The organism is Actinomyces johnsonii, from assembly GCF_006546835.1.
GTDB classification, from domain to species: domain Bacteria; phylum Actinomycetota; class Actinomycetes; order Actinomycetales; family Actinomycetaceae; genus Actinomyces; species Actinomyces johnsonii.
The window spans coordinates 292,134-313,691 of sequence record NZ_VICB01000005.1 but is presented as its reverse complement, the minus strand read 5'-3'; the positions used below and the strand labels follow the sequence as shown (position 1 = coordinate 313,691).

Annotated in this window: 19 protein-coding genes and 1 tRNA gene; 8 read left to right on the top strand and 12 right to left on the bottom strand. The window is 66.2% G+C overall.

The genetic code is table 11. The annotated features are described in order from the left end of the window. The first annotated feature begins 36 nt into the window (after positions 1-36). The 4 genes from FK256_RS14730 (at position 37) to FK256_RS06140 (ending at position 2,730) form a co-directional block, all read left to right on the top strand. Positions 37-159 carry a hypothetical protein gene (locus tag FK256_RS14730; RefSeq protein WP_021606165.1) on the top strand — a complete coding sequence of 41 codons (123 nt, stop codon included), beginning with the start codon at positions 37-39 and terminating at the stop codon, positions 157-159. Between the two features lie 200 nt (positions 160-359). Continuing rightward, positions 360-1,445: a YeeE/YedE family protein gene (locus tag FK256_RS06150; RefSeq protein WP_141424096.1), complete on the top strand. Its 1,086-nt coding sequence runs from the start codon at positions 360-362 to the stop codon at positions 1,443-1,445. Between the two features lie 59 nt (positions 1,446-1,504). Then, positions 1,505-1,726, top strand: coding sequence for a sulfurtransferase TusA family protein (locus FK256_RS06145; protein WP_009232856.1), 222 nt, complete (start codon positions 1,505-1,507; stop codon positions 1,724-1,726). Between the two features lie 23 nt (positions 1,727-1,749). Then, positions 1,750-2,730, top strand: a complete 981-nt coding sequence (locus FK256_RS06140) for an aldo/keto reductase (RefSeq protein ID WP_141424095.1) — start codon at positions 1,750-1,752, stop codon at positions 2,728-2,730. 156 nt (positions 2,731-2,886) lie between these two features. Here FK256_RS06140 and FK256_RS06135 read toward each other — a convergent pair whose 3' ends face one another. The 6 genes from FK256_RS06135 to FK256_RS06110 all read right to left on the bottom strand — a co-directional run bounded on the left by FK256_RS06135 (position 2,887) and on the right by FK256_RS06110 (position 9,829). Next, positions 2,887-3,207 (bottom strand): DNA primase, encoded by a 321-nt coding sequence (locus FK256_RS06135; protein WP_141424094.1) that lies wholly within the window; start codon positions 3,205-3,207, stop codon positions 2,887-2,889. A gap of 74 nt (positions 3,208-3,281) precedes the next feature. After that, the gene (locus FK256_RS06130) at positions 3,282-4,382 is read right to left on the bottom strand and encodes an NAD(P)/FAD-dependent oxidoreductase (protein ID WP_141424093.1); all 1,101 of its coding nucleotides are present in this window, start codon (positions 4,380-4,382) and stop codon (positions 3,282-3,284) included. A 46-nt stretch (positions 4,383-4,428) separates the two neighbouring features. After that, complete coding sequence (locus FK256_RS06125) at positions 4,429-6,480, bottom strand: M3 family metallopeptidase (protein ID WP_141424092.1); 2,052 nt, start codon at positions 6,478-6,480, stop codon at positions 4,429-4,431. Between the two features lie 61 nt (positions 6,481-6,541). Further along, positions 6,542-7,108 carry a TetR/AcrR family transcriptional regulator gene (locus FK256_RS06120; RefSeq protein ID WP_141424091.1) on the bottom strand — a complete coding sequence of 189 codons (567 nt, stop codon included), beginning with the start codon at positions 7,106-7,108 and terminating at the stop codon, positions 6,542-6,544. A gap of 9 nt (positions 7,109-7,117) precedes the next feature. After that, complete coding sequence (locus FK256_RS06115) at positions 7,118-8,629, bottom strand: MFS transporter (RefSeq protein WP_141424090.1); 1,512 nt, start codon at positions 8,627-8,629, stop codon at positions 7,118-7,120. Between the two features lie 57 nt (positions 8,630-8,686). Next, the gene (locus tag FK256_RS06110; RefSeq protein WP_021606157.1) at positions 8,687-9,829 is read right to left on the bottom strand and encodes a bifunctional GNAT family N-acetyltransferase/nucleoside triphosphate pyrophosphohydrolase family protein; all 1,143 of its coding nucleotides are present in this window, start codon (positions 9,827-9,829) and stop codon (positions 8,687-8,689) included. 118 nt (positions 9,830-9,947) lie between these two features. Here FK256_RS06110 and FK256_RS06105 point away from each other — a divergent pair, with 118 nt between their 5' ends. After that, a complete protein-coding gene (locus tag FK256_RS06105; RefSeq protein WP_244936196.1) occupies positions 9,948-11,300 on the top strand; it encodes a hypothetical protein in 1,353 nt (450 codons plus the stop codon). A 35-nt stretch (positions 11,301-11,335) separates the two neighbouring features. On the opposite strand, the gene FK256_RS06100 is transcribed toward FK256_RS06105, so the two are convergent. Further along, the gene (locus FK256_RS06100; RefSeq protein WP_141424088.1) at positions 11,336-12,604 is read right to left on the bottom strand and encodes an MFS transporter; all 1,269 of its coding nucleotides are present in this window, start codon (positions 12,602-12,604) and stop codon (positions 11,336-11,338) included. Positions 12,605-12,788: 184 nt separating this feature from the next. Between FK256_RS06100 and FK256_RS06095 the strand changes: the two genes are divergently transcribed. After that, positions 12,789-13,325 carry a DUF805 domain-containing protein gene (locus tag FK256_RS06095; protein ID WP_141424087.1) on the top strand — a complete coding sequence of 179 codons (537 nt, stop codon included), beginning with the start codon at positions 12,789-12,791 and terminating at the stop codon, positions 13,323-13,325. Between the two features lie 302 nt (positions 13,326-13,627). Here FK256_RS06095 and FK256_RS14565 read toward each other — a convergent pair whose 3' ends face one another. Continuing rightward, positions 13,628-14,083: a hypothetical protein gene (locus tag FK256_RS14565; protein ID WP_244936194.1), complete on the bottom strand. Its 456-nt coding sequence runs from the start codon at positions 14,081-14,083 to the stop codon at positions 13,628-13,630. A 348-nt stretch (positions 14,084-14,431) separates the two neighbouring features. On the opposite strand from FK256_RS14565, the gene FK256_RS06085 reads away from it, so the two are divergent. Then, on the top strand, positions 14,432-15,013 hold the full coding sequence (locus FK256_RS06085) for a DUF805 domain-containing protein (protein ID WP_021606151.1): 582 nt from the start codon (positions 14,432-14,434) through the stop codon (positions 15,011-15,013). Between the two features lie 69 nt (positions 15,014-15,082). Here the strand turns inward: FK256_RS06085 and FK256_RS06080 are convergent. Together FK256_RS06080 and FK256_RS06075 are read right to left on the bottom strand one after the other, a co-directional pair. Further along, positions 15,083-15,173: transfer RNA gene (locus FK256_RS06080), tRNA-Leu, on the bottom strand. Between the two features lie 113 nt (positions 15,174-15,286). After that, positions 15,287-16,198 carry a D-hexose-6-phosphate mutarotase gene (locus FK256_RS06075; protein WP_141424085.1) on the bottom strand — a complete coding sequence of 304 codons (912 nt, stop codon included), beginning with the start codon at positions 16,196-16,198 and terminating at the stop codon, positions 15,287-15,289. Between the two features lie 69 nt (positions 16,199-16,267). Between FK256_RS06075 and FK256_RS06070 the strand changes: the two genes are divergently transcribed. Continuing rightward, positions 16,268-17,728 carry an AI-2E family transporter gene (locus FK256_RS06070; RefSeq protein ID WP_141424083.1) on the top strand — a complete coding sequence of 487 codons (1,461 nt, stop codon included), beginning with the start codon at positions 16,268-16,270 and terminating at the stop codon, positions 17,726-17,728. Positions 17,729-17,740: 12 nt separating this feature from the next. On the opposite strand, the gene FK256_RS06065 is transcribed toward FK256_RS06070, so the two are convergent. Further along, the gene (locus tag FK256_RS06065; protein ID WP_141424082.1) at positions 17,741-21,145 is read right to left on the bottom strand and encodes an error-prone DNA polymerase; all 3,405 of its coding nucleotides are present in this window, start codon (positions 21,143-21,145) and stop codon (positions 17,741-17,743) included. A gap of 22 nt (positions 21,146-21,167) precedes the next feature. Beyond that, complete coding sequence (locus tag FK256_RS06060; RefSeq protein WP_141424081.1) at positions 21,168-21,539, bottom strand: hypothetical protein; 372 nt, start codon at positions 21,537-21,539, stop codon at positions 21,168-21,170. Positions 21,540-21,558 lie beyond the last annotated feature (19 nt).

Genomic DNA, 21,558 nt, shown 5'->3' with positions numbered 1-21,558 from the left:
GCCGCGGCGAGAAACCATCGGTACAGTCCGTGGCGGTTGACAACCGTCGCCAACCACTTCCCAACGGAGAAGCACATGAACGTCGCCCAGGCTCGCACCGCCCGCACCGCCCTGCGCGGAGCCGGCATGTGTATGCGCTGCCTGGTTCGGGCGTTCTGAGGCGGTCTCAGACAGATCGTTCTCTCCGGCTCCCGGCGCCTCTGAAACAGCGCCTTATCAGCCGCGTCCAGCCAGGCCTCCACTTCACTCCCCCACCGGATGACGTGGCCTGTCTCTGTTCTTTCTTCGCCTATGCTGCGTCACCGGTCCCCATGCAGGCTGCTTGTGCCAAAAAGTAGCAGCCGGACAAGGACCACACCGTGCCATCACCCACCATCCTTACTGGACTCGTCGTTGGAGCCGTCCTCGGTTTCATCCTTCAACGGGGCCGTTTCTGCATCACCGGGGCCTTCCGCGACCTGTGGGTCTCCCGCTCCTGGCGCTGGTTCACAGCCTTCCTGCTGGCCATCGCCGTTCAGGCGGTCGGAGTCGCAGTACTTACCGGCGCAGGCTCCATCACACCTGAGATCCCCAAATTGTCAGTGGTTGCCACCGTTGTCGGTTCCTTCCTCTTCGGAGTCGGGATCGTCCTGGCCGGAGGCTGCGCCACCGGTACCTACTACCGCGCCGGCGAGGGCCTGGTCGGCTCCTGGTTCGCGCTCGTGGCATACGCCACCGCTGCGGCTACATCGAAGACCGGAATCCTGTCGGGAGTGACCACCTGGATTAAGGGACTATGGGTCACCAACCTCACCACCATCCCCGCCTCCATCGGCGTGCCAGATTGGGTCGGCGTCGTCATCCTGGCCGGAGTCACCGGTGTGGTCGTACACCGCTTCATCATCCTGGGACGAGGCCTCCCCGCCCAGGTCCAGCTGCCCGCACAGCGCACGGGCCTGGCTCACCTACTGCTGGAGAAGCAGTGGAACCCGCTGGTGACGGGACTCCTCGTCGGGATCGTCGCCATCGTCGCTTGGCCCACGTCCTGGGCCTCAGGGCGTCCGGATGGGCTCGGAATCACGACACCGTCATCGAACCTGGTGAGCCTCATCGTCACCGGTGACCCCAAGCGACTCGACTGGGGCGTGCTCCTGGTCGTAGGAATCCTGTTCGGTTCCTACATCGCGGCCAAGGCCTCCGGAGAGTTCCGCGTCCGCGTGCCCAGCGCCCAGGTTATCCAGCGCTCCATCATTGGCGGCATCCTCATGGGAATCGGCGCCGCCTGGGCCGGGGGCTGCTCGATCGGTAACGCCCTGGTGCAGACCTCGCTCCTGTCATGGCAGGGCTGGGCCGCCCTCGTCTTCCAAGTCCTGGGGGTCGGGGCTGCCGCCTGGTTCCTTCTCATCCGTCCCCGGCAGCAGCGTCGCGCCGAACGCACCGCCGTCCGTACCCCCGCCACCGTCTGACACTCACCGGCAGTCCACCGACGACGTCACGGCAACGCACTACAACCAAGGAGATACTCATGCGCACTGTTCTGGAGACCACTGGCCAAGTCTGCCCCTTCCCAGTCATCGAGGCGGAGGAGGCCATGGAGGACCTCGATATCGGCGACGAGCTCGTCATCGGCTTCGACTGCACCCAGGGCACTCAGTCTCTTCCCGCCTGGGCTGCCGACAACGGTTATACCGTCACCGAGTTCGAGCGCACCGGCGACGCGGCCTGGACCATCACCGTGCGCAAGTAGACCGAAACGCTACGGTTGGACCTATGGAGCACAGGAGACTGGGCCGGACCGGCCTGAGAGTGTCCTCCGTGGGCCTGGGCACAATGACCTGGGGCCGGGACACCGATGAGCTCGAGGCCAAGGAGCAGCTCGACATCTTCCTCGACGCCGGAGGCACCCTCGTGGACACAGCTGCCTCCTACGGCGAAGGCGTCAGCGAGGAGGTCATCGGAGCGCTCCTGCGCGAGCACGTGGACCGTCAGGACCTCGTCCTGGTCTCCAAGGCCGGAGTGCGCACCTGGCGCACCGGGGAGCGGTCCTCGGTGGCCGACGCCTCCCGCGGCTCACTGCTGGACACATTGGACACCAGTCTGGCCCGACTGGGCACCGACCACCTCGACCTGCTGCTGGTTCAGGTGCCCGACCCCACCACCTCCCTGGAGGAGACGGCCCATGCCCTGAGCCTGGCCGTCTCCTCCGGCCGCACTCGCTACGTGGGGATCGCCAACCACCCGGCCTGGGCGTCGGTGCGCATGCACGATCTGCTCAGCGAGAACGGTCGGGGGACGGGACTGGCCGCCGTCGAGGTGGAGCATTCGCTGCTCTCCCGGGGTATCGAACGCGAGCTCATGCCCGCCTCCCAGGCCCTGGGTTTCGGCATCCTGGGCTATGCGCCCCTGGGGCGGGGGGTCCTCACGGGCAAGTACCGGGCGACGATTCCTCCTGACTCGCGGGCCGCCTCACCGCATCTGCGCTCCTACGTATCCCCCTATCTGGGCGATCCGCACCGGGGTGTCGTCGAGGCCGTGGCCACCGCCGCCTCAGGCCTGGACCGCAAGCCGGCCGAAGTGGCCCTGGCCTGGGCCCGTGACGCCACCGGGATCGCCTCCACCATCGTGGGGGCGCGTACACCGGCTCAGCTCCAGGGAGTGCTCTCAGCCGACGACCTAGAGCTTCCGGTTCAGATCCGTCACGCCCTGGACGAGGTCACCTCGTTGCAGCTCGGTTACCCCGAGCGATTCTGAGCCACCCCGGCCAGCACTCAGCCCCTCACGAGGGCGAGATCCATTGCCCGCCGACCTCGTGGGCGCGTCCATGCCGAGGACCTCACAGAGAATAGTGGGGCCCGCGCACCTGGCGCGGGCCCCACTACTGAACGATGGGCTGCCGAGAAACCTCAGTCAGTCGTCGTCATCGTCGTACTCGCCGTCGTCGTCATAGTCCTCGTCATCATCGTCATCATCGTCGTCGTACTCGCCGTCGTCGTCATAGTCCTCGTCATCATCGTCATCATCATCACCGTCGGAGTCGAAGGCCTCGAAGGGAAGCTCGATGCCGTAAGCGGTGAACAACGAGTCGTCGTAGGTGAAGAAGGCGTCCTGGAGGGCGTTCTCGGCCGCGACCACGGCCGGGGAGAGCTCGTCGCCGGTCGCGGCAGCATCCAGGTGCGCCTCGAAGGCGGCGATGAGTCGGTTGAGCGCGGACCGCGGGTCGTTCGTCATGTGGGACACACTACCGGCTCTCTCCCCGCCCGGTGCACAAGCGAGCCATCATGGCGGCTCGCGTCGCACCGCCGTCATGAGTCCCGGTCGACTCCCAGCTCCTGGCGAATGAAGCCCAGGAAGAGATCCTCCCCCTTGATCCTGCTAGTCTCCTCGGGCCCGACGACGATGCGCACGCCGTCACGCAGAATCTGGGAGGCGCCGCCGTGGGGGCCGAGGGGCAGGATGATCCGCTCAGTTCCGGGCGTGTAGGTCGTGCTGGGCTCCCGACCCGCGATGAGGTCAACGATATTACTGGCGACGACTCGGGCATGCGCCCGAGCGGCGTCGGCTCGCTTGGACTCGCGCACGTCGGTGATATCGCCGATTGCCCAGACCCCGGGGTGGTCCATCACGCGCAGGTACTCGTCGACGCGTATCGTTCCGTCGTAGTGCCGGACCTCGTCATAGTCCTCACTGAGGAATCCGGTGGCGGCCGCCGAGCCGTAGGCGCGGAACCACATGTCCGCCTCCAGAAGGCGTCCGCCCTGGGTGGTGACTCGGAAGGGCGAGAGCACACCGACGTCGATCGGGGGCAGGAAGCCGAGGGAATCGCCGGTGACGATCTCCACCCCGCGCTGGACCAGTTGGTCGGAGATGGCCTCGCGGATCTCAGGCTTGTAGTCGCCGGCGGGCAGGATCCTCTCGGCGGCCTCCAGCATCGTCACCTTGATGCCCGGGAACGCCGAGGTGATCTCCCCGGCCAGCTCGATGCCGACTGCCCCGGCCCCCACGATGAGCACCCGCGAGGACTGCTCGAGGTTGGCGTGAACCCGTTCGATGCGGGCCTTGGCGATGATGGATGAGGACTCCATGTGCTTGGCCGGGAAGGGATAGGCGGTCCCGGTGGCCAGTACCAGATAGTCGGCCTCGATCGGCCCGTGCCCGGAGACCTCGACGGTGGTTCCGCGCACGGCCAGAGCTGTTCCGTGGACGACGCGCCCGTTGGCCAGGAGCCGGTCGTAGGGCAGGAAAATCTTCTCCGCCCAGTCCCGGTCGACCGCCGCCCGCAGCGCTGCGGCATGGCTGACGAAGGTGTCCTTCTGCTCCACGAGGGTGACCTCGGCGACGTCGTCGAGGGCCTTGGCGGCGGTGATACCGCCGTATCCACCGCCGACGATGGTGACGCGAGCCATATTGTGTTCCTTCCGGTGATGAGAGTGAGGAGGCGGACCGCGCCCGTCAGGTGAGTCCGCGGCGTTTGAGAAGGGGCAGGATGCTGGGTTCGCGCCCGGTGAAGGCGCGGTAGGAGACCAGCGGGTCTCGGGAGTCGCCACGGGCGAGGAACTCACGGCGGAAGGACTCCCCGGCCTGGCGGTTCAGGCCGAGGTCGCCGTTGATCGCACCATCGGTGGTGAACCACTCGATGGCGTCGGCGTCCATGACTTCGCTCCAGATGTAGGCGTAGTAGGCCGCGCTGTAGCCGCCGGCGAAAATGTGGGAGAAGTAGGTGGTGCGGTAACGCGGGGGCACGAGCGTGTCGTTGATCCCGGCCTCGGCCAGGGCGTGGTGCTCGAACCCCTCGACCTCGGCAACATCATGTGGCACATCGGTGGGGGCCAGTGTGTGCCAGGCCTGGTCGAGCAGGGCTGCTCCCAGGTACTCCGTGGTGGCGTAACCCTGCCCGAAGGTGCCTTGGCCGCGCAGCTGCTCGGCCAGCTCGGCCGGCAGGGGCTCGCCGGTGTCCACATGGCGTGCGTAGCTGGACAGCACCTCAGGGTGAAGGGCCCATTTCTCGTTGAGCTGGCTGGGGAACTCGACGACGTCCCGAGGCACGGCGGTCCCGAAGGCTGAGGGGTAGCGGGCCTCGGAGAGCAGGGCGTGCAGGGCATGTCCGAACTCGTGGAAACAGGTGATGACCTCGTCCCAGGTCAGCAGGGCCGGGCCGGAGGTGGGCTGCTCGATATTGCAACAGTTGATGACCACTGGCCTGCGGCCGGCGAGCGCCGAGCCGGTGACGAGGCTGTCCATCCAGGCGCCTCCGGACTTACCGGCTCGGGCGTAGTAGTCACCGACGAAGAGCCCTAGAACCGGCGCCTCCGATTCCTCACCGTCGCGCACCTCCCAGACCCGTACGCCCGGGGCGTACATGTGCTCGGCCAGGTCCTCGCGCTCGTGGAAGGTGATGCCATAGAGACGGTTGGCGGCGTAGAAGACACCCTTGGTGACGACACTCCACAGCTCCAAGTAGGGGGCCAGGATTTCGTCGTCGACACCGAAGCGGTCCTTGCGCTCTGCGGTTTCGTAGAGGGGCCAGTCGGCGGGGCCGAAGGTCTCCCCCGCCTGGGTCTGGGGGTCACTGTCCATGCGGGCGGCGTAGACCTGAGCGTCGCGTCGGGCATTGGCCATGGCGGGCGGGGTGAGGCGAGCCAGCATCTCGGACACGGCCTCAGTGGTTCGTGCGGCCGACTCCGCGGCCACAAGGGCGGCGTGGTGCGGGTAGCCCAGGAGGGCGGCCCGTTCGGCACGCAGCGCCGCGAGCTCCAGGACGACGCCCCGGGTGTCGCCGGCGTCGTCCTGCTTACCCAGCCCTCGACTCATGGACCTTTCCAGAAGGGCGCGTCTGGCGCTGTGGGGGCGGGTGGTGGCCAGGGAGGGCGGGACCGTGACGTTGGCGACCTCAGCGGCATGCATGGCCTCGGTGGCCATGACGGAGAAACGCATCTTGAGCGCGTTGACGCGAGCGTTGATCGCCTTGAGGGCATCTGTGTCGGACTCGTCCAGGCCGACGCCGTTGCGCTCGAACTCCTCGACGGTCAGACGGATGAGACGGGCGGTCTCGGCGTCGATGACGGCGTTGTCGGTGTCACGTGCGTCCTCGCCGTCGGGTGCGGCCGCGACGAGGTCGTCAAGGGTCTTGAAACGCCGATAGAGACGCGAGTCGAGGTGGTAGGCGTCGGAGTGCGCCGCCAGCTCGGGAGCGAGCGCCTCCTCGAGCTCATCGAGGTCCGGGCAGTCGGTGGCGGAGGTCAGGGCGTCCAACACCGTCAGCGCCCGCTCCAGCAGTTCCCCGGATCGCTCGAGGGCATCGACGGTGTTGGCGACCGTAGGGGCGGCCTCGTTGGTGGCGATCATCTCCCATTCCCGACGCTCGACGGCCATCCCGGCCCGGATGGCCGGTTCGATGTCGGCGTGGTCCACAGCTGTGAAGCCGGGCAGGCCCAGATCGAGCCCCCAGGGCTTGGCGAAGACGTTCGACTCCGGGAGGTCGGTGCCGTCGGTGGTCTCGCTCATGGGCCCATCGTGCCACGAGCCAGGGGCATCTCAAGCACAACAGGCAGGGGTTTGTGGGCCATTAGTCCTTGTCGGAAGGCTTGCCGAGGGCCTGGCCAGTCATGTTTCCGGCCGCGAGAGACACAATGAGGTCGGCGACGGCGGGATCGTCGGGGTCATGGTTGTCTCTATCAACGGCGCGGTTGGCCCACCAGCCGTCCACCGCCAGCAGCGCCACGCGTTGCATCGAGGTCAGCTCGGAAATCTCCCCCACCCACTCACGGCGCAGCGCGTTCCAGGCGTCCTTGAGCATCTCCGCCTCCGGCGTGGCCGAGAGCATGAAGCTGACCTCTCCGGGAAGGATCTCGCCGTCAACGACGGAGCGCGTCAAGGCCTCGATGCGTTCGGCGCGGCTCGCCTCGTCCAGCGGCTTGCCCAGTGCCTCCAGTGCCTCGGCCCGCCATCGCTCCTGGAAGGCGCTCGCAATTCCCTCCAGGAGTTCGGCCTTGGTGCGGAAATGGTAGATGATGCCGCCACGAGTCAATCCGACGTGCTCGGCCAGGGCGTCGAAGGTGAGCGTGTCGAACCCGTCACGGTGTGCGAGCTCGAGTGCCCCAGTGATGATGCGGTCCCGGTTCGAGGTTCTCATGGGGTCTCCTCACTCGTCATCACTGGTGGCCGGAACATGACGCGCGGCCATGACGCCCGCGACCAGGAGGATCACGGCGGCGATGACGGCGGTGGCCTGCATGGCGTAGGTGAAGGCCGTCTGGGTCTGAGCCAGCAGCCGAGCCTGCCCGGGATCGGTCCGGTCTATGACGCCCGACAGAGTGGCCAGGGACTGCTCGGCGGCATCGACCACCCGGACTGGAAGACCGGAAGGGGCCTGCCCAAGCAGACACCGGTAGCCGACGTCCTGGATCGTACCGAGCACCGCGATCCCCAGGGCGACGCCCAGCTCGAGTCCGGTTTCGGAGATGGCGAAGGCCGCTCCGGCCCGATCCGCCGGCACCGATCCCAGGACCGCCCCGGTGGAGACCGTGAAGGCCATGCCGATACCGGCGCCGATGATGAGCAGGCCGACGCAGATCACAACGATTCCACCGTAGGACTCCCCCAGAGCAACCACAATCAGTCCCACCGCGGCCATGAGCAGGCCGCTTCCGAGCGCCCAACCGTTGCCAAGTCGGCGCACCACCGCGGCCACGACTGCGACAACGACGATGGAGGCCAGCGATGCGGGCAGCTCGGTCAGTCCCGCTCGGAGCGTGGAGTAGCCCCGAACGAGCTGGAGGTACTGGGAGAAGAAGTAGTAGAGGAGGCCAGACAGCGCGAAGATCGCCAGGACAGTGGCCGCAATCGCCCAGGTGAATGCGGGTCGTCTGAAGAGCTCGACGTCGATCAGCGGCGTGGCCAGCGTGCGTTGACGCCTGAGGAACAGCCATCCGCCGACGAGGCCGCCCACCAGTGCTGCTACTGCGATGACGGTAAGGCCGTCGTGGGCGAAGGACTTGACGGCGTAGGTGATCGGCACAAAGGCCAGGACCGACAGGATTGCGGAGACCAGGTCCACCGGGGCGCTATGGTCGTTCTTGGACTCCGGCAGGAGCCACAGGCCTGTGACGATGACGGCCGTCATGACGGGAACGTTGATGAGGAAGACGCTGCCCCACCAGAAGTGCTCGAGCAGAATCCCACCGACCAGCGGGCCCAGCGCCATGCCGCCGGAGCTGCCAGCCGACCAGATCGCGATCGCAGTGGTGCGGTGGCGGGCGTCGGGGAAGATGTTGCGGATCAAGGAGAGGGTGGAGGGCATGATCGTGGCGCCGCCGACGCCCAGCAGGGCTCGTGCGGCGATGAGGGCTCCTGCGCTGGGCGCGAAAGCCGCCATGATGCTGGCCGCGCCGAAGCCGAGGGTCCCGAGGAGCAGGAGACGCCGTCGACCGATGCGGTCGGCGACATTGCCCATGGTGACCAGGAGACCGGCCAGGGTGAAGGAGTAGATGTCGCCGATCCACAGCACCTGGCTAGCTGTTGGGCTCAGGTCCGCGCTCAGTGAGGGGATCGCCAGCGCCAGCACCGTGGAGTCGATGGCCAGCAGAGTGACGGCAAGAGTCAGGACGGCCAGGGCCGCCCAGGCGCGAAGTCCGGGGGTACGAGTCACAGCCATAACTTTACTATACGTGTAGTAAAGTTATGGCTGTGACGGTGGTCTGCTCTCAGCTTCTCAGCACAGACGGCGATGACGCAGCACTTCGGCCACGTCCGGCGCGAAGTAGCCCGGACCTTTGAGGACCTTGCCGTCCTCGCGGTAGATCGGCTTTCCGTCGGCGCCCAGCTTGGACATGTTGGAGCGCTGCACCTCGGCGAGCACGGCCGCCAGGTCGATTCCTGTCTCCAGGGCCATGCCGTAGATGACGTAGATGAGGTCAGCCAGGGCGTCGGCGGCCTCGACGGCGTCACGAGCGCCATCGTCGGCGACCACGGCGCGGCGGTAGCCCGATTCGACCTCGGTGCGGGCCGCTTGCCCGTAGACGGCGCCGACGAGCTCGGCGAACTCCTCGGCGATGAGACTCATGCGCATGCTCAGGCTCTCGCGCTCGAGGCTGGCGCCGTCGGTCTGGACGGGAAGTCCGTAGATGTGGTGGAAGCGGCGCACAAGCGCCTCGGGATCGTCCCCCTCACGCTCTCCGACGCCGTCGTGCGCCACGAGGGGAACAACACCATCGGCGTCGACAGGACCATCCCAGGGGGCTTGCGGCCTACGTGGATCATCGGGCAGCAGGGTGGCGATCCAGCCGTCACGGAGCGCTCCATCATTGAGCAGGAGACGACGCACTCGCCCCTCCCGTTGGAAGCCGAGCGACCAGGCCACTTTCCAGGAGGCCCAGTTGGGCACCGGGCCGCGGTCTGAGTCATGGATGGCGCAGCGCCACCGCAGTGCAGACAGGTTCAGAGGGCCGTCCGGGTCGAAGGCAGTATCGATGAAGGCGGCGACGGCGCGGGTCATAGTGCCGCGCCCTTGCGCAGCCGCAGTGAGCCAGTAGCCGATCTCTCCAGTCCGAGCGTCCTCCGGACCGTTCAGAGACACACCGAGCATGCCCACCAGGGTCGACGATGCGTCGTCGCCGCCGACTTCACGCACCCCCCAGGTGAGCTCGCGGCCCTCGCTCCAGCCATTGGCCACGACCTGCTCGACGAAGAACTGCGCGTCACTGCGCTGGTAGCCGCGGGGGACGAGGGTCCACTCCTGGATGTCGGTCTCCCGGCAGATCTCCGCGATGCGGTTGATGTCCTCCCCAGTCGGAGTCGACAGGACGAGAGCAGGCAGATCAGCGTCGGCGGCCACGGTCATCTCAAAGGGATCCATGAGAGGCGATGCTAGCGCTTCCCCCTTCCTCACTCTTGATGAGCTCCCCAAAATCCTCTCCCAGGTCATTTCAGGGGCCTATGCTCGAGGGCAACACTCCCCTAGGAGAAGAGATCACGTGAGCACGCTACCTGCATCTGCGAGACGACGCTACGGCCCTGCGATCCCGCGCTGGATGCTGCCCTCGGTGCGCGTGCGCGGGCGGGGCGACGTCATCACGATCGAGCAGAGAGTCCCGGCCCGGGTGGAGAGCATTCACACGACTAGCAGACTCGACTCGACTGATGGCACCCACGTGGAGCATCACACTCCGACCTATGAGTCCGGTCTGGGATCGCCGACAACGCTCACCCTCGTCAAAGAACGCCTGACCGTTCCAGCAAATGCAGTGAGTGAGCAGCAAGTTCGTCAAACCGTCAAAAGCACCATCAACACTTATGAGCCGGGCACCGCATCCCTGTCCACGCAGATCAGCGTGGACGCAGTGATGCGACTCTTGCAAGCCATCGCCACATTAGGACTGGCAGGATTCGGACTGTATTTTCTCCTTATCCCTGGGTTATTTGAAATCACCTCACGCACAGCATCAAGCACCTCGTTTGATCACCTGAACATAGTTCTTCTTATCATCCCTGCGATTATCATCGCCATACTATTAGCAATATTTGTCGTCAGCGTTCGTGCCGCATGGGTGCTACGCACACCGAAGTTCGTGGCCGAGGAGCAGTGGGGGCTGTTACGTCAGGCCCTCACCCAACTGGCCGGGCAGGAGCCCGGCTCATCACGCCCCTTGGATATCGAGGCGGGACTGCGCCGGGATCTCATCACCCACCCGAACGGAGCCTCCAGCGCGCGAGGAGTCACCCGCGATGGACGCATGGGGCCTCCGTGGCCGGATGCCTACGACGTCGCCAGGCGCGTGAGGCAGAGCCGTCGGACCCTCGCCGGATTGACCGTCTTCGCTTCGGTATTCTTGATCGTCGGCATCTTGATCTTCACGTTATTCCTTTCCTCTGGGCAGTTCACGCTCACCCCTCTAATCTTCGGCGTCAGCATTTTCGGTGCCATCATCTCCCTTTCCTCCAAGCGGTGCGACCGTCTCATCATCTCTTATCCCAGCACGATGCCTGGGGAGGAAGAGCCGCGAGAGATCAGCTGGGAGGATGTTGATGCCCCCTCCCTGCCCGCGTGGTGCGATGCGCGTCGGCGCGAGCACTACTGGAACCTTGCAGCGATCGTTTTCTTAGTCGAAATGCTCGTTGCAGTCCTCGCAATAATTTCCTCCACAATACTGACTCAGACAATGTTCATGACCAGCGTCTCTTCGGCGGAGACTCGAACCCACACTCTGATATTGAACTCGGTCCTTGCACTGACCGTCATCGCTGCGGCACTCGCAACCGTTGTGATCGGCGGGCGCTGGATACGGCAGAAGGACAGCGAGCTGCGCCGTCGAGCCGGGCTTGCCTGAAACTGAGGGTCTTACATGCTGCAGCGCCGTTCAGATCACCCGACGGACGCCTCCACAGTCCGGCGGCGTAGGACCGGCCAGCAGGTGACCATGATGAGACCTCCCAGCAGACCGTAGGCCAGTGCTACCCACAGTCCGTGATCATCGGCGAGCCAGCCGACAACCGGCGGCGCCAAAAGGCCTGTGAGCCGGGCGAGCCAGGACACGATCGTCAGGCCCAGCCCGGCAGGGAGCCCTTCGACGTCGTCGGCCGCGGAGTAGGTCACGGGAACGGCGACAGCACAACCGGCCCCGGAGACGGCCATCCCGATCAGTGTTCCGGGAACCGAGGAGACCACGAGTGCGAGCCCCATCCCGAGCGTCACTAGAGCGCCGCCCCAGGCGATGACCGCTTGCTGACCGACGGCGTCGATGATGCGGTCCCCCACCAGGCGCCCCACGATCATCGTCCCCTGGAGCGCCACCAGTCCCAGCCCCACGCGGCCGGCTGTGGCACCCTGCGCGGACAGGAGCAAGGAGGACCAGTTCATGGCGACGTCCTCGGGAAACATGGAGGCGGCGCATAGCAGCCCGACGATGCTGAGGACCAGGATCGTCACCGGCAGGGAGGGACGCGGTGGGACCGTCGCAGGCGCCTCATGGGAGTCCTGGGAGCCCTGGAAGTCCTCGGCCTGATCGAGGGCGCGCTCAGCAGCATCACGACCGGGTAGGAACCAACCCGCGAGCAAGGGCCCCACCGAGATGACCAGCAGTACCACCGCCGTGACCGTCATATGGGTCCCCGGTCCCACACCGGCCCCGGCCATGGCCTGCCCCATGGCCGCTCCCAACACAGCGCCCAACGACCAGGAGGCGTGGAAGCTCGTCACGATGGAGGCGCCCCAGCGGCGCTGGACCCGCAGGCCATGAGCATTCTGCGCGACATCGACGATAGCGTCTGTCCCACCTACCACCAGGAGGCAGGCCGCCAAGGCGATCCACGAGCGGGCCAGACCGGCACCAAGGAGAGCCAGTGCCACCACGAGCATGCCCAGGCTGGCAACCTTCGCCGAGGTCAGACGAGCGATGAGCCAGGACGCCGCCAGTCCTGCCACGAGGGCTCCGACACTGGCCGCGGCCACGGCCTGACCAAAAGCCGCCTTGCTCAAGCCCAGATGAGCCACGACCTCCGGAAAGCGTGGAACCAGGTTGGCGAATCCCAGACCGTTGGCCAGGAAGACCAGGTAGACCCCGGCTCGGGCACGCAGCAGCTCAGGACTGCGCCGCGGCCTGAGGCGGTTGATCAACGGAATGGCGGGGCGCATCAGCCCAGGCTACCGAAGAGCCACGAGGGGGGAAGTACAGCCATAAGAAAAGTGGACAAAGGGATGGCGTCGACGACGACGGGCGCCTAGGCTGGCTCTGGCAGAACGTTCTTGCGACACAAGAGTTGTTGGCTCTTGCGCGTAACGCCCACGATTCCCCGACCTCGTCTCACTTGGAGGATGAATGTCTTACGGAAGCGGACCCAACCCATACCCTGCCGGCCAGGCGCACTATGGCGCTCCCCAACAGTTCGGGGCGCCCGCCCTGAGCCCCGACATCGCCCCACTCCCGGGCGCGGGCTTCGGCGAGGCCGTCAAGCGCTTCTTCCAGCGCTACGCCCAGTTCCGCGGCTACGCCTCCCGTTCGGAATACTGGTGGCCATGGTTGCTGAATACCATCATCAGCTTCGTCCTGAGTCTCTTCACCGTGATCCCGATGCTCACCGCCATGACTGCCGCCATTGAAGCAGCCCAGAACGGCGAACCCCCGATAGAGCCCGCGTATTCGACCGGTGTTCTCATGATGTCCGGCGTCTCATCGCTCTACAGTCTCGCGATTCTTCTTCCGAGTCTGTCGGTCTTGGTACGCCGCCTGCACGACACTGGAAAGCCAGGAGTCTGGTTCTTCATCGTGTTCGTGCCGATCGTCGGACCGATCTGGCTGTTGGTTCTCCTTGCTTCAGAGTCTCGTCCGGACCTCTATCGTCCCGAGTGGAGTTGACCTCCACCTTCTCACGAACAGCGTGATCCCCAGAACCTTGAGGTTCTGGGGATCACGTATTAATCAGCCCTGTGAGGCCGGGTGGCCAGGCTTCTCAGCATGGTCATGATCTCGGGGCCGTTGGCGGTGCGCAGCTGGTGGTGGTCCTCGCCCGTGACGACGTCTCTGACCGACCTGAAGCCGGTTCTCTATCCCCCAGTGCCCGCAGATCCAGGACGCGACGGTCTCGGGCCGGGCTTGATCAATGGGTAGGGAGTAGACCCGGGTTGACCACCTCAACGCTCGTCTTCTTAGCGGTTGTCTTAGCGCAGCTGTCCTTGCCCGCCTTTCTTGCGGTTCCTGGTGGCCCTGGTGCGTCGGACCCGGACCACCTGGACGGCTGCGGGGAAGCCCGCCCGGGCGGGGGTCTTGACGGCTTTGACGGTGCGTCGCACCCGCCGCCCATGAGAGGTGTCGACACCTGAGACGGACGGGACGCTCTTTTGGGGAAGCCTCTTGAGCATCCTACGCAGAGTCTTCTGGTTGCCCTTGACGGTGAGAAGGTAGTGACTGACCACCCCGGCCACTGTTCTTCCCTCGATGGTGCCGGTGCGTGTGCACAACCATGGTCTCAAGTGGGCATCAACGTCAGCGGGGTCCAGATCCTGCAGCACCCGCCGGATGGTCGACTCCGACGAAAGAGCCCAGCCCGCCTCCACCCCCAAGGCCTCCAGATCGGCGACGGTCAGGTCCGTGTGTGCTCCCCATATCGCCGTCAAGCTGGACAGCCCGCAAGCACCCCCGTCACCGCCAGGGACAGGACCGTGAACAGACTGTGGCGCACTCCACGTCCGTCGCGGGGGGTCGGTCACGTTCCTAAGAACCTGGACCAGGGGCCGGCGCAACAGGGCGGTCGTGGTGGCCGACGACTACCACCAAGACATGCCGGGGACGCAAGGGGAAGTTCTCCTCACATCGGCACACGCCATCAAGATGACAGGGAAGGGCTTCTACCTCTAGGCTGCCTCCGGTCACGCTGTCCCAGGCCTGGCTCGGTATTTCCCTCAAGACGCCATGGATGCATCGCTTTCCAGCGTCTCTCAGTCTCAGTCTCACTTGGAGGATTCATGTCCTACGGAAGCGGCCCCGCCCCCTACGGCGGTCAGGCACCCTACGGCGGTCAGGCGCCCTACGGCGGTCAGGCACCCTACGGCGCACCCAACCAGTTCGGACAGTTCGGGGCTCCGGCCCTGACTCCTGACATCGCGCCCTTGCCCGGCGCGAGCTTCGGTGAGGCCGTCAAGCGTTACTTCCAGCGTTACGCCCAGTTCCGCGGCTACGCCTCCCGATCTGAGTTCTGGTGGGTTGCGCTCTTCAATGCCATTATCGGCTTCGTTGCATCTATTTTCATCTTCGTTCCCTTAATGGCTGCCATGAGCGCCGCGCTCGAAGCCTCTGCGAATGGTGAGGGGGCGGAGCCTCTTACATACTCCGCCGGCTTCCTGGTCATCTCGGGCTTGCTGTCGATCTATAGCTTCGCGACTATTCTGCCGAACCTCGGCCTCACTGTGCGTCGCCTGCACGATGTGGGAAAGTCAGGGGCATGGTGGTTCATTCAGCTCATTCCGTTTGGTATCGGCGCCATCTGGTTCCTGATCCTGATGGCATCGGAGTCCCGCCCCGACCTCTATCGTCCCGAGTGGAGCTGACCCGACCTCCTCGCGAAAGCGAAACGACGTGATCCCCGGAACCTCAAGGTTCCGGGGATCACGTGTTGGTGGTGTCCGAGGGGGGACTTGAACCCCCACGCCCGTTTAATAAGGCACTAGCACCTCAAGCTAGCGCGTCTACCTATTCCGCCACTCGGACTTGTGTTGTTTCCTCCGCCTCTCAGCGGCTCCACCGGAGACCCGCTCCGGCGACGCAGAGAAACTTAGCATGACGGCCGCCCGGGCCACCAAACCACTTCCAAGTGCTTCCCATCACATCCGGTGGTTCTCGACACTGAGGGTCACCTGCATGGCCCAGCTCGTCCCAGGATCGATGGTGGGCGCGTGCTCACGCACCGCTCCGCTCTCGACGCAGACCATGGTAGGGAACTCGTCGTCGGCCATGTCCGGCAGCGGGGCGCTGTAGGTGGACCATGGGTTCCACACGATCGTGGAAGGGGCGTTGCGCTTGTCGATGCGGATCGTGCGCCGATGCCCGGGGTCAGTCACCGCCACCGGTTCGGAAGAGTCGTAGATGCGATCCACGGGTCCGGAGATTTTCAGGTCGCCTTCCTGGATCCGACGAGCCTCCTGCGGGCTGCGAGCCAGATTGTCATTGTAGGAGGCGCCGGCAAGCCCGCTGATGATGCTGGCGGTGACATCGTGAACCGATAGATAGGTGTGGGCAGCGGCCTCCACCGTGCGAGGCTCGGCCCCATCGTTGCGCAGGCTTAGCCCTAGGCGCAGGGTCTGGCCGACCTCGACCTCGTAAAGCGCCGTCAAGTGGTCGCGGCTGACGCTCAGAAGAGCGCGGACCCCGCCGTCGTCGGTACCGGTGACCGTCCGCAGCTGCCAGGGGGCGATGCGGGCCCAGCCGTGCTTCGGTACGGCGTCGCCGTTGATGCCGACGCCGAACTCGGGCAGGCACAGGGGGATTCCCCCGCGAATCGCGGTGGAGCCGTTGAAGACGGCCTGCCGTGAGGTGAAGATGACCTCCGAGCCGCCGCGCGGCGTCCAGGAGGTCACGGTGGCTCCGTGGAGATATATCTCCGCAGCCCCGGCAGGGGCATCGACGAGCAGGCGCGGTTGGCCTCCCAGCCCCGGCCCGAGCGCGGCGGCGCGTGGTAGGCGCACCGGGCTCGCGGCGGCAAAGTAAGTCGGATTGCTGATATTCGGGGCGGTCATGGGGCCACGCTAGTAGGCTGTGCGTGTTTCGTCAGCCCGATGACCAGCGAAGGACTGAACGTTCATCCCATGGCAACAACCAGCTCTCCGTCAGAGACCCCGTCAGAAGACGCACCTGTTCAGGCTTCCCCGTCCTCTGAGAACTCCGACTCCGTTCAGGCGGCTCAGGCATCCGGTTCCGAAAAGAAATCGTCCCGAGAGCTTCTGAGCAGCAGCGGCCTTCTCGGGCGGCTCAGAAATGCCCGCACGGCACTGGATCGGGGGATCGACTGGGCGGAGAGGCGCAGGCAAGCAGGCCGCGACTACCAACTGCACTGGGAGTCCGACTCGGGTGGGGAGACGACCACGAGCCCGACCACTCCCCCGGTGTCCACTACCCATGTCCGAGTGGCACCGTCAGTCTCCTTCCCCGAGACGGTGACGACCCGCTCCTCGATCATGGATTCCCTTCCCGCATGGCTGGTGCGGGGCGGCATGGGGGCATGGCTGGGGCTCGGCATCATTATCGTGATCGGCCTCGCCTTCTACGCCACCTCGCAAGTGATCCCGGTGTTCATAGGCCTGTTCATGGCACTGGTGTTCACCTCAATCCTCCAACCGATGGTCAACCTCTTCGCCAGGATCATGCCCCGCTACCCGGCGACCTTCCTCGCCCTGCTGACCACTATCGGCGCGATCGCCGGACTGGTCACCTACGTGGTTGCGTCGGTCACCAGTCAGTGGAACTCACTGGCCTCCCAGTTCAGTGACGGCCTCGACACGATCATGGACTTCCTGGAGCACGGACCGCTGCACCTGACGCAGCAGCAGGTCTATCACCAGCTCCAGGTCTGGTTGCGCCAGGGACAACACTATCTACAGTCCAACGCCCCCTCCCTTGCTTCGGAGGTGCTCTCCAACGCGAGTGCCGTCGTCGATGTGCTTACGGTCCTGGCCCTGGCGCTGTTCGTGACGATCTTCTTCCTCGCCTCCGGCGGGAAGATGTGGCGCTGGTTCCTCAACGAGCTGCCCGCCACGATGCGCGAGTCGACCCACCGGGCTGCGGGCGCCGGCTGGTACACTTTCGCCGGGTACGCACGCGGTACCGTGCTGGTGGCGCTGTCCGACGCCATCATGGCCGGGATCTTCCTGCAGTTGGTGGGAATTCCGTTGGCGGCGCCCCTGGCGGTGCTCGTGTTCATCGGCGCCTTCATCCCGATCATCGGCGCTCCTCTGGCAATGCTCGTCGCCATGGTGGTGGCTCTGGCGTCTGGAGGCCCCGTCACCATGATCGTCGTCGGCGTGGGGGTAGCGGGCATCGGCCAGATCGAGGGGCACATTCTCCAGCCCCTCATCATGGGCCGTCAGGTCTCTCTGCATCCGGTGGTGGTGATTATCGGCGTCGCCCTGGGAACCTACGCCTCCGGCCTGCTCGGGGCGATCGTCGCGGTCCCGCTGATCGGCGTCGTCTGGTCCGTCTATTCCGAACTGCACATCAAGGACGCCCCGGTCACCGGCGAGCTGCCCGTGTACTCCTCCCGCAAGGAATGAGAGCCTCGGCGGTCAGCACCAGTCCCGGCTGCCGGTGACGGGAACACCTGGGAGGGCCTGGAGGTGCTCGGCCATGAGGGCGATGACCCCGTCTCCCCTCTCCACCGTGCCACGCACGATGAGAGCACCGGCGCGCCTGCCGATACCGCGGTAGCGGCGCCACATGCCGGCTCGGCAAATAACGTTGAGCAGACCGGTCTCGTCCTCCAGGTTGAGAAAGATCATGCCGGAGGCCGTGTGGGGCCGCTGCCGGTGGGTGACGACGCCCGCGACTCGGACCCGGCGCCCGTGCTCCTGATCGGAGAGGTCGGCGGTGGTCAGCACGCCCTCGGCGCTCAGCCCTGGGCGCAGCAGCGTCAGAGGCGAGCCGTGCGTAGACACTCCGGTCAGGCTCAGGTCTGCCACCTGTTGCTCGCGACTGGTCATGGCCGGCAGGGCCGGGGCGACGGCGCCTGCGACGGTGCCCGGAAGCGTGGGCTGGAACCATGCACCTGGATCCTGGTGGGAGGCTCCACGGTGTCGGCCGTGCTCATCAGATAGGACCGCGGCTGCCCACAGCGCCCGACGGCGCTCCACCCCCAGACTGTCCAGGGCCCCCGAGGCGGCCAGCGTCTCAAGATTGGAACGGCTCAGGCTCACGCGTCGAGCAAGGTCTGCCAGGTCCCGGTAAGGGCCATGGGCACGGCGCTCGGCGACGATGGCCTGCGCAGCCCGCTCCCCCAGTCCCTTGATCGGGGCCAGGCCCAGACGCACCGCTAGGTCCTCATGAACGTCAAGCGGGGACGGAGCGGCAGGATGGGGAGTGAGCGTCCTCCACTGCTCGGGCGGCTCGGCGACCTGGTGCTTGCCCTTCTGCTCAACGGTTGCCTGGGACAGCGAGTGATTGATGTCTGCAGGAAGGACGCGCACACCGTGGCGGCGGGCGTCGGCCACGAGGGACTGCGGAGACCAGAAGCCCATGGGCTGGGCGGCGAGGACTCCGGCGTAGAAATCCTCGGGTTTGCGCACCTTGAGCCAGGCCGAGGCGTAGACCAGATAGGCGAAGGAGAAGGCATGGGACTCGGGGAAGCCGAACTCGGCGAAGGATCTCAGCTTGCTATAGATCTTCTCAGCGGTGATCTCATCGATTCCTCGTCCCCTCATACCGGCTATGAGCCGATCATGGAGGGCCTCCATGCGTTCGATGGATCGCTTGGCCCCCATGGCCTGACGCAGGGTGTCCGCCTCGGCTGGGCTGAACCCCGCGGAGTCGACGGCGATCTGCATGAGCTGCTCCTGGAAGAGCGGTACGCCCAGGGTCTTGGCCAGGGCGGGTTTGAGGGAGTCGTGCAGGTAGGTGACTTCCTCGCGCTTCAGCCTGCGGCGAATGTAGGGGTTGACGGCGTCGCCCTGGATGGGGCCGGGGCGGATGAGGGCGACCTCGACGACGATGTCGTAGAACTCTTTGGGCCGCAGACGGGGCAGGGTGGCCATCTGGGCACGTGATTCGACCTGGAAGACCCCGACCGTGTCGGCGGCCGTGAGCAGGCGGTAGACGGCCGGATCCTCCTCGGGGAGGGTGTGAAGTCCCCAGGGGCGGCCGGTCTGGGAGGTGCGCAGCTCGCCTTCCTCGACGACGTCGGGGACGGTCTGACCGCGCTCGCCCAGGGTGGTGAAGGCCAGACGCAGGGCGGTGAGCTCACCCAATCCGAGGAGATCGAACTTGACCAGGCCGGCTTCGGCGCAGTCGTCCTTGTCCCATTGGAGGACCGAGCGGTTGTCCATGGCGGCCCAGCGCACCGGGCAGACTTCGGTGACGGGGCGGCCGCATAGGACCATGCCTCCGGAGTGGATTCCCAGGTGGCGGGGCAGACGCAGCAGCTTCTCGGCGATATCGAGGACCGGCGCGGGGACCTCGTCGCCCTGTCCTGTCAGTCCTCCGGGGCGCACCGTGGTCCATCGGTCCATCTGCCTGGCCCAGCTGTCCTGTACGCCGGCGGAGTGGCCGAGGGCCCGGGCAGCATCGCGGACGGCGGATCGGGGGCGATAGGAGATGACGTTGGCGACCTGGGCGGCGCGGTCTCGCCCGTAACGGGAGTAGACGTGCTGGATGACCTCTTCTCGGCGGCAGGCCTCGATGTCGAGGTCGATGTCCGGGTAGCTGGCTCGCCCCGGGGACAGGAACCGTTCGAAGAGCATCTGGTGCCGGACGGCATCGACGGCGGTGATCCCCAGGGCGTAGCAGACTGCGGAGTTGGCGGCGGATCCTCTCCCCTGACACAGGATTCCCGACTGTCTGCAGAACTCGACGATGGAGTGCACGATGAGGAAGTAGCCGGGAAACCCCAGGGACTCGATGACGTCGAGCTCGTGGTTGAGCACCTCCCAGGCACGGGGGTGCTCCTGCGGGGCGCCGTAGCGGCGGACGGCGCCTTGGCGGGTGAGCTCGCGCAGCCAGCTGGCGGGCGTGTGTCCGGCGGGGACGTCGGCCTCGGGCAGGTCGGGGGCGATGAGGGACAGATCGAAGGCGAGGTCCGCGGCCAAGTCTGCGGCCAGGTCGACGGCGTCGGGGCTGCGGCGGTGGAGTCTGGCCATGTCCTGGGCTCCCCGCAGCCAGCGGCCGATGGCGGGCAGGTGCCCGCGTGCTCCTTCCAGGTCGGTGACCAAGCGGATTGCGGTGAGGACATCGGCGAGGCGGGCGTCGGCGGGTCGGGCGCAGCGCACTGCGCCGGTGGCCACGAGGGGCAGTCGGTGGTCGTGGGCTAGCCGGGTCAGGACTTCGGTGAGCGCGGCGTCGGTGGGGCCACCGTCCAGGGTGAGCTCGACGGCCAGGCCGACGACGGCATCTCCCTCAACCTGTGGGCCGCCGGCCATGGTGCTAGTACCGGATGGGCGGCCCCGGTCGGGAGCGGCGAAAAGGTCGGTGAGTCGTCCCAGGCAGTCGCCTGCCGCAGCCAGGTCCCAGGTGCCTGGCCGGAGGGGGTCGCCCAGGGCGCGGCGCAGGGGGCCGTTGGCGGTGCCGGTGAGGACGAGGCAGGTTCCGGCTGCTCCCCCGGTCTGGCCGGTGGGGGCGGCGCGGAGGGCCGAGGCGAGAGCGGGCAGGTCATGGGCTGGATCTCGGCGTTCTCCGGCATCCAGGTTGTGCTGGGAGATGGCCGAGACCAGGCGGTGGTAGCCGACAGGATTGCGAGCCAGGACAGGCAGGTGGGAGCCGTCGGCGAGGGTGAGCTCGGTGCCGTGAATGGTGGGCAGGCCGTGAGCACGACCCGCCTGGGCGTGCTTGACGATACCGGGAACACCGTCGTGATCGGTGAGGGCGAGGGCTTCTAGCCCGAGCTCGACGGCGGCTGAGGCCAGGTCATCGGGCTCGTTGGCTCCGTCCAGGAAGGAGTAGGCGGAGTGGGCGTGCAGCTCGGCGTAGCGGTGTCGGCTGGTCATGCTGTCAGTGGCACCTGGAGGTTTAGAAGGGTGAGGGCTGGTTGTTGAGGGCCGGGTTGCGGCGGTTGAGGATGTCCGGGCCGATCCGCCTACTCGGACTGGCCAGCACCGGGCCGCCGGGGACGTAGCACTGGCGGGGGCTCCCGGCGACATCGATATCCGAGTCATCTTGAGAAACGCGAAAATTTGTTGATATCGCAGGGAACGATCCCGATTTATCCGAGTCACGGCCCTCGGGCTGCCCCTCGGCTCGATCACTGGAAGCGTCCTGGGCGGGCGACTGGTAGGCGATCTGCCCAACCCGAGTGCGCAAGACCCCCAGACGGGCCGACAGCGGGCAAGAGGTCTTGAACCTCCTCTCCTCATAGCCCATCACCGACCGGATCACGGGCAAGCACACAGCTTTCGAACAT

Coding starts and splice junctions, on each gene's coding strand:
- FK256_RS06065 (WP_141424082.1), bottom strand. CDS start 21,145: ATGACCAGCCGACACCGCTACGCCGAGCTGCACGCCCACTCCGCCTAC.
- FK256_RS06140 (WP_141424095.1), top strand. CDS start 1,750: ATGGAGCACAGGAGACTGGGCCGGACCGGCCTGAGAGTGTCCTCCGTG.
- FK256_RS06100 (WP_141424088.1), bottom strand. CDS start 12,604: ATGCGCCCCGCCATTCCGTTGATCAACCGCCTCAGGCCGCGGCGCAGT.
- FK256_RS06085 (WP_021606151.1), top strand. CDS start 14,432: ATGTCCTACGGAAGCGGCCCCGCCCCCTACGGCGGTCAGGCACCCTAC.
- FK256_RS06075 (WP_141424085.1), bottom strand. CDS start 16,198: ATGACCGCCCCGAATATCAGCAATCCGACTTACTTTGCCGCCGCGAGC.
- FK256_RS06110 (WP_021606157.1), bottom strand. CDS start 9,829: ATGGATCCCTTTGAGATGACCGTGGCCGCCGACGCTGATCTGCCTGCT.
- FK256_RS06070 (WP_141424083.1), top strand. CDS start 16,268: ATGGCAACAACCAGCTCTCCGTCAGAGACCCCGTCAGAAGACGCACCT.
- FK256_RS06120 (WP_141424091.1), bottom strand. CDS start 7,108: ATGAGAACCTCGAACCGGGACCGCATCATCACTGGGGCACTCGAGCTC.
- FK256_RS06115 (WP_141424090.1), bottom strand. CDS start 8,629: ATGGCTGTGACTCGTACCCCCGGACTTCGCGCCTGGGCGGCCCTGGCC.
- FK256_RS06145 (WP_009232856.1), top strand. CDS start 1,505: ATGCGCACTGTTCTGGAGACCACTGGCCAAGTCTGCCCCTTCCCAGTC.
- FK256_RS06095 (WP_141424087.1), top strand. CDS start 12,789: ATGTCTTACGGAAGCGGACCCAACCCATACCCTGCCGGCCAGGCGCAC.
- FK256_RS06130 (WP_141424093.1), bottom strand. CDS start 4,382: ATGGCTCGCGTCACCATCGTCGGCGGTGGATACGGCGGTATCACCGCC.
- FK256_RS06125 (WP_141424092.1), bottom strand. CDS start 6,480: ATGAGCGAGACCACCGACGGCACCGACCTCCCGGAGTCGAACGTCTTC.
- FK256_RS06135 (WP_141424094.1), bottom strand. CDS start 3,207: ATGACGAACGACCCGCGGTCCGCGCTCAACCGACTCATCGCCGCCTTC.